The sequence below is a fragment of the Leisingera sp. JC1 genome (assembly GCF_001679925.1).
Lineage (GTDB): Bacteria > Pseudomonadota > Alphaproteobacteria > Rhodobacterales > Rhodobacteraceae > Leisingera.
The window spans coordinates 1-6,416 of sequence record NZ_LYUZ01000156.1; the positions used below are offsets into that span (position 1 = coordinate 1).

General features: G+C 65.1%; 5 protein-coding genes. 1 reads left to right on the top strand and 4 read right to left on the bottom strand.

Annotated features, from left to right (window positions below; genetic code table 11):
- The coding region (locus A9D60_RS24315) for a sensor histidine kinase (RefSeq protein ID WP_065269972.1) at positions 1-1,381 on the top strand (1,381 nt) is incomplete at its 5' end.
- 12 nt (positions 1,382-1,393) lie between these two features.
- Here A9D60_RS24315 and A9D60_RS24320 read toward each other — a convergent pair.
- The 4 genes from A9D60_RS24320 to ehuR form a co-directional block, all read right to left on the bottom strand.
- Entirely contained in the window at positions 1,394-2,767 is a 1,374-nt protein-coding gene (locus tag A9D60_RS24320) for an aspartate aminotransferase family protein (RefSeq protein WP_065269973.1), read from the bottom strand.
- A 188-nt stretch (positions 2,768-2,955) separates the two neighbouring features.
- Positions 2,956-3,948, bottom strand: coding sequence for a N(2)-acetyl-L-2,4-diaminobutanoate deacetylase DoeB (doeB, locus tag A9D60_RS24325; protein ID WP_065269974.1), 993 nt, complete (start codon positions 3,946-3,948; stop codon positions 2,956-2,958).
- 3 nt (positions 3,949-3,951) lie between these two features.
- Positions 3,952-5,139, bottom strand: coding sequence for an ectoine hydrolase DoeA (gene doeA, locus A9D60_RS24330; protein WP_065269975.1), 1,188 nt, complete (start codon positions 5,137-5,139; stop codon positions 3,952-3,954).
- 182 nt (positions 5,140-5,321) lie between these two features.
- Positions 5,322-6,416 (bottom strand): MocR-like ectoine utilization transcription factor EhuR (gene ehuR, locus A9D60_RS24335; protein WP_065269976.1); only part of this gene is annotated, 1,095 nt, incomplete at its 5' end.

Genomic DNA, 6,416 nt, shown 5'->3' on the forward strand with positions numbered 1-6,416 from the left:
GGGCGGGGCCTGGGGCTGGTTCCATTCCACCGCCAGCTGGCAGGCGCATCTGACCCGCGCCGCCATTGCCGGGATCACCCTGGACGGAACCCTGCGCCGCGGTGCGCAGCCGCAGGTGGGTGTGGCAGTAACGCCTGTTGACCCGGATCAGGCCGCGTTTCTGGCGGCGGGCGATTACTTGCGGCTGCAGGGGATCGCCAAGCCTGCCTTCTTCACCAACGTGTCGATCCTGGACAGCGGTGCCGATCCACTGTCAGGGGAGGTTCTGGCGCTGGTTATCGCCTCCCCTGCCCTGCGCTATCCGGTGGCGGAACTGCCACCCGCCGGCGGCGCCACGGCGGCGGAGAAACTGGGAACGGTGACCCGTCTGCTGGCAACCTATTGCAGCGAGCCTGTGGTTTTCGCGCGTGCAGGTTATGGCTCTTGGCAACGCGTGGAAGGCTCTGCCGTCTGGGACTGTTCCGCGGCGCCACGTGATTACCGCCTGCCCGCGGTGCTGTTGTCATTGCTGGCTTTAGCGGTTCTGGCAACGCTGGTGATGGACACTTCCGCCCACTTCGACCGTTTCGCCCGCGCGTTGCGGGACCGCCGCAGGCTGGGCGGGCCGGACGCCTATGCGATGCAAGGCCCGGGCGAGCTGCAGGAGATCGTCTCGGCGGTAAACAGCTATCTGGAGACCGAACGCGAACAGCTTGCCAGCCGCGCGGCGGTGCTGTCCGGCGTCAGCCACGATCTAGGCACCCCCGCCACCCGCCTGCGGCTGCGCGCGGCGCTGATACAGGATCCGGAGCTGCGGCAAAAGTTCGAGGCGGATCTGGACGCCATGACCGGCATGATCGAAAGCGTGCTGACCTATACCCGCGCCGAGATGAGCGCCGAAACCCCGCGTCGCCTGTCGCTCAGCTCCTTGGTGGAGGCGCTGGCCGCCGACTATCAGGACATGGGCAAACCGGTGGAACTGCTGCCGCCGAAGCCGCAGGTGGCGGCGGGCGGGCGCTCGGTCTTCACCTCCACCCCCGGCCGCAGCGCGGTGCCGGATGGCCAGGTGATGCTGGTGGTGGCGCGGCCGGTGTCGCTGCAGCGGGCTATCACGAACCTGATCGAAAACGCGCTGAAATACGGCCGCCGCGCCGCCATCACCCTCAGCGCCACTGCAGATTACGCCATCATCACGGTGGAGGACGAAGGCTCCGGCATGACGGCGGCGGAGATCACCGAAGTGATTGCTCCGTTCCGCCGCGGCGATAACACGCGCGCCATCGACGGCTTTGGCCTTGGGCTGACAATTGTTGCCACGGTGGCGGAGCAGCACGGCGGGCGTCTGTATTTCGAGGACGGCAGGCGGGGCCTGCGCGCCGTCCTCGAGATATGCCGCAACTGACCAAGCTGAGGCTCAGCCCAGCACCGCCTTGACCGCGCGCAGGGTGGCATCGACCACCTGATCGGCCTCAGAGCGGGTCAGGCAGAACGGCGGCGCAAAGCCCAGGATGTCGCCCTGCGGCATGGCGCGGGCAATCACCTTGTCCTGCTCCAGCAGCTTGGCGGAAATCTGCGGGCCGATCTTGTCAGCAGCGTCGAAGAAGGTGCGGCTGTCCTTGTCCTTCACGAACTCCACCGCACACAGCATCCCTTCGCCGCGCACATCGCCCACGTGAGCATGACCCGCCAGCGCCTCTGCCATGGTGGCGTTCAGATAGGCGCCGGTGCTGCCTGCATTCTGCACCAGGTTCAGCTCGTCGATCAGTTTCAGGTTCGCCACCCCTGCCGCTGCCCCGATCGGGTGCGCGGAGTAGGTCCAGCCGTGGCCGATCGGGCCGTTCTCATCGGTGCCCTGCTCCAGCACTTTCCAGACCTTGTCCGAGACGATGGAGCCGGACAGCGGCGCATAGGCTGACGTCAGGCCCTTGGCGATGGTGATGATGTCGGCCTCGATCCCGTAATGGTCCGAGCCGAACATGGAGCCAAGGCGCCCGAAGCCGGTAACAACCTCATCCGCAACCAGCAGGATGTCGTGCTTCTTCAAGACCGCCTGAATGGCCTCCCAATAGCCCGCGGGCGGCGGCACGATGCCTCCCGTACCTAAAACCGGTTCGCCGATGAAGGCAGCGATGGTGTCCGCGCCCTCGCGCTCGATCAGCGCCTCCAGCTCCGCCGCGCAATGGGCCACGAACTGTTCTTCTGTCTGATCCAGGTTGTCGCGGCGGTAGTAATACGGCGCCTCCGTGTGGATCACCTGCTCCACCGGCAGATCGAATTTCTTGTGGAACAGCTCGAGGCCTGTCAGCGAGCCGGTGACGAGGCCCGAGCCGTGATAGCCGCGCCAGCGGGAGATGATCTTCTTCTTCTCCGGGCGGCCCAGGATGTTGTTGTAGTACCAGATCAGCTTGACGTTGGTTTCATTGGCGTCCGAGCCGCCAAGGCCGAAATAGACCTTGGACATGTTCTTGGGTGCGCGGTCCAGTATCATTTTCGCCAGCGTGATCGAGGCTTCGGTGCCGTGGCCCACGTAGGAGTGGTAATAGGCCAGCTCCCGCGCCTGTTCGGCGATGGCCTCGGCGATCTCCTGGCGGCCATAGCCGACATTCACGCAGTAAAGTCCGGCAAAGGCATCCAGCAGCCGGTTGCCATCGCGGTCCTCGATGAACACGCCGCTGGCGGTTTTTATGACCCGGTTGGCGCTTTCACCGCGGGCGTGCTGGGCAAGGTGGGTCGAAGGGTGAAAGAAGTTCTCGCGGTCCCACTGGTCGAGTTGGTCGTTCTTCAGCATTTGTCATCCTCACAAATAAGGCGGCGCGCCGCCGGTTGGTTTTCGGGAGGAGGGTTGCGCGGATCCGGCGCAGGTGCTGCGCAGGATAGGCGGGTATCTCCACCCGACCCACAGCAGCAGCGCGCAATGCCTTTATTGCCAGGGTAAGACAGACCTATACGGCCTGCCTGTGAATTTCCAGTTTTTGTTCAGCTGCCGGTCACTCCAATCACCGCGACGCAGTCGCCGGATTTGATCAGCCCGGGAAAGTGTCGGCTGATCAGCAGGCCTGCTCGGCGGGCGCGGTATTCCACCGGCGGCTGGCCGGTGCGGTCCAGCGGCCAGACTCGCGCCAGCAAGTCGCCCTTGGCCACCGGCTGACCCAGATCGGCCATGATCTCAAACAGCCCCTCGCCTTCGCTGAACAGGTAGCAGTCATCGTCCGGCATGGTCAGATTGACGGTGTTGTCCAGCTGCATTTCACCCTTCAGGATGCCTGCATGGATCAGCACGTTGCGCAGCCCCTTTTTGGCTATCGCGTTGCTGCGTGCGGTTGAGGATCCGCCGCCGCCGAGTTCCGTGGTGACCAGCACCTTGCCCATCTCCTCGACCGCAGTGTCGTACATGCCCGCGCTGTCGATCTCCAACAGCTCCACCGAATAGGGCGCGTTGAAGGCCTTCATCGCAGCAAAGCAGGCCGCCTGCGTTGCTTTGTCCTCGAGGATATGGGCGGCGGCAAAGGGCACGAAATCCAGCGTCTTGCCGCCGGAATGGAAATCGACCGCCAAATCCGCCATCGGCAGCAGCGTGCGCTGGAAGTAATCGGCGATTTTCTCGGTCACGGTGCCGTCGGGACGGCCCGGGAACGCGCGGTTCATGTTGCCCTTGTCGATGGGCGAAGTTCGGGTGCCAGCACGGAACGCCGGGTAGTTGAAGGCCGGCACGATGATCAGCCTTCCCGTGATATCTTCCGCCTTGGCAGTTGCGGCGAGTTCGTGCAGCGCAATCGGGCCTTCGTACTCATCGCCATGGTTGGCCCCGGTCAGCAGCGCGGTCGGGCCGTTGCCGTTTCGGATCACCGTCAGCGGAATCATCACCGAGCCCCAGGCAGAATCGTCGCGGCTGTAGGGCAGTTTCAGAAAGCCATGGTGCACCCCGTCCCGGTCCAGCGGGATAGTGGGGGCAATCGGGTTTTGCTTCATGGCTCAATCCTTCACCAGCATTCTGCGCGGCACATCGGACAGGCATTCCGGCCCGTCTGCGCCGATGCGGATGCTTTCGGTGATCTCAAACCCCCAGTCCTCCATCCAGAGGCCGGTCATGAAATGGAAGGTCATGTTCTCCTGCAAGACGGTGGTGTCGCCGGGGCGCAGTGACATGGTGCGCTCGCCCCAGTCCGGCGGGTAGCTGACCCCGATCGGATAACCGGTGCGGTTGTCCTTTTCGATGCCGTATGTCTTCAGCACCTTGAAAAACGCCTTGGCAATGTCCTCGCAGGTGTTGCCGGCCTTGGCCTTGTCCAACCCTGCCTCCATGCTTTCCAGCACTGCTTTTTCGGCGTCCAGGAAGGTCTGCGTCGGCTTGCCAAGAAACACGGTGCGCGACAGCGGGCAGTGGTAGCGGTGCACGACCCCCGCAATCTCAAAGAATGTGCCCTCGCCGGATTTCATCGGCAAATCGTCCCAGGTCAGATGCGGTGCAGCGGCGTCGGAGCCCGAGGGCAGCAGCGGCACAATCGCCGGGTAATCGCCGCCAAAGCCCAGGTCCGCGTCATAGCGCAGGCCGGCGTCATAGATGTCTGCCACCAGATCGCATTTGCGCATCCCCGGTTCGACCTTGTCGAAAATCCGCTGATGCATCCGTCCGACGATCTGCCCCGCCTGCCGCATATAGGCAAGTTCCGCCTCCGACTTCACCGCCCGCTGCCAGTTCACCAGCGCGTTGGCATCGGAAAAGCGTGCATTGGGCAGATGCTTTTGCAGCGACGCAAAGGCAGCAGCGGTGAAGTAGTAGTTGTCCATCTCGACGCCGATCACGCCGCCGTCCAGCCCGCGGTCTGCCAGTTGCGCAGACAGGTAATCCATCGGGTGCCGCTCGGTCGACTGCACGTAATGGTCCGGGTAGCCGATAATGTTGGCCGGATCCATGAAGCAAGTGCGCAGGGCGCCATTGGCATCCTGGCTGCGGCCGTACCACAGCGGCGCGCCCTCCAGTGTCAGCACCACGCATTGATGCACATAGAAGGACCAGCCGTCATAGCCGGTCAGCCAGTTCATGTTCGACGGATCGGTGACGATCAGCAGGTCAAGCCCGCGCCGGGCCATTTCGGCGCGGGTCTTGTCCAGGCGCGCCTGGTATTCGGCGAGGGTGAAATACAGCGTGGGCTCTGCCATTGCGCGGCTCCTGGTTGCTCAGCGGACGAAGGCGCACCGGGTCCCGCAGCGGCGGCAGTGCGGGGCGATTCCCCCCTGGCCGCCCGCCGCGGACTCATCAGTCCCAGCGCAGGCCCGGGGCCTTTCAGCCAGCCTTGGGAGAGCTTGTCATGCGAGTCAATTCTTTTATTGACACGTGACAATCAGAAAGCCAGCGACGCGGCCCCCTCCGGCGGCTGGCGCAGCATCCCGGCCAGCAGCTCCATCGCCTGCCGGAAGCGGGCGGGATCCTGCACGCTGCCCAGTGAGACCCGCACCGCGTTCTGCGGCGGCACCCGCGGCGCCAGGAACGGGGTGTCCGGCGCCACCGAGACCTGCAGCTGCCGGGCGTAAGCCGCAAAACCCTCGCTGGTCCAGCCGTTCTGAAGCGGCAGCCACAGGTGCAGCGCCGCCGGGTGGCCCTGCCAGTCCCAGCCTTGCAGCACCTCTGCGGCGATGGCGTGGCGTTCTGCCAGCGCGTGGCGCTGCCAGCGGGCCAGTTCCAGCGCGGTGCCGTCCTGCACCCAGCGGCTGGCCAGCTCCCCCATCAAAGGCGTCGCCATCCAGCTGAACACCACGATGCGCCCGGTGAGAGCCGGCAGCAGATGCTCCGGCGCCGCCAGATAGCCCGCCCGCAGCCCCGGCAGGGTGCATTTGGTGAAACTGGTCAGATATACCGTCCGCTCCGGCGCCAGTGCCGCAACCGGCTCCGGGCGGTCGTCTGCCACCGGTCCCAAGGCGTCGTTTTCTATGATCAGCAGGTCATGCCTGCGGGCCACCTCCACCAGCGCCCGCCGCCGCGCCTCCGGCATCATTCCGGCAGTGGCGTTGGCCAGGGAGGGAAGCAAAAACAACATCTTGGGGCTATGCTTGCGGCAATACTCCTCCAGCGCATCCGGCAGCATGCCGTCGCCGTCTGTTTCCAGCCCGGCCAGCGTCAGACCCAGGCTGGCACAGGCGGGGACCAGCAGGTGATGGGTGACATTCTCTGCCACCACGATGTCGCCGGGGCGGGCCAGTGCGGTCAGCGCTGCCGACAGCCCGTGGCTGACACCGTTGGTCATCAGGATGCGCTCTGGCGGCACCTCCAGCCCGCAGATCTTCAGCCAGTCCGCACCTGCCTCCCGGTGCGCCTGATGGCCCGCGTTCGGGCGTGTGGACAGGTAACAGGCGGGGTCCAGCCCTTCCGGCAGCTGCCGCAGCGCCTGCTGGAACCGCTCCGCGTGCAGCGGTGCGAACAGCGGCCGCGAGATCGACAG

What these genes read in the sequence shown, in the direction of transcription:
- doeB (WP_065269974.1), bottom strand. Translation starts at nt 3,948, where the DNA reads ATGAAGCAAAACCCGATTGCCCCCACTATCCCGCTGGACCGGGACGGG.
- A9D60_RS24320 (WP_065269973.1), bottom strand. Translation starts at nt 2,767, where the DNA reads ATGCTGAAGAACGACCAACTCGACCAGTGGGACCGCGAGAACTTCTTT.
- doeA (WP_065269975.1), bottom strand. Translation starts at nt 5,139, where the DNA reads ATGGCAGAGCCCACGCTGTATTTCACCCTCGCCGAATACCAGGCGCGC.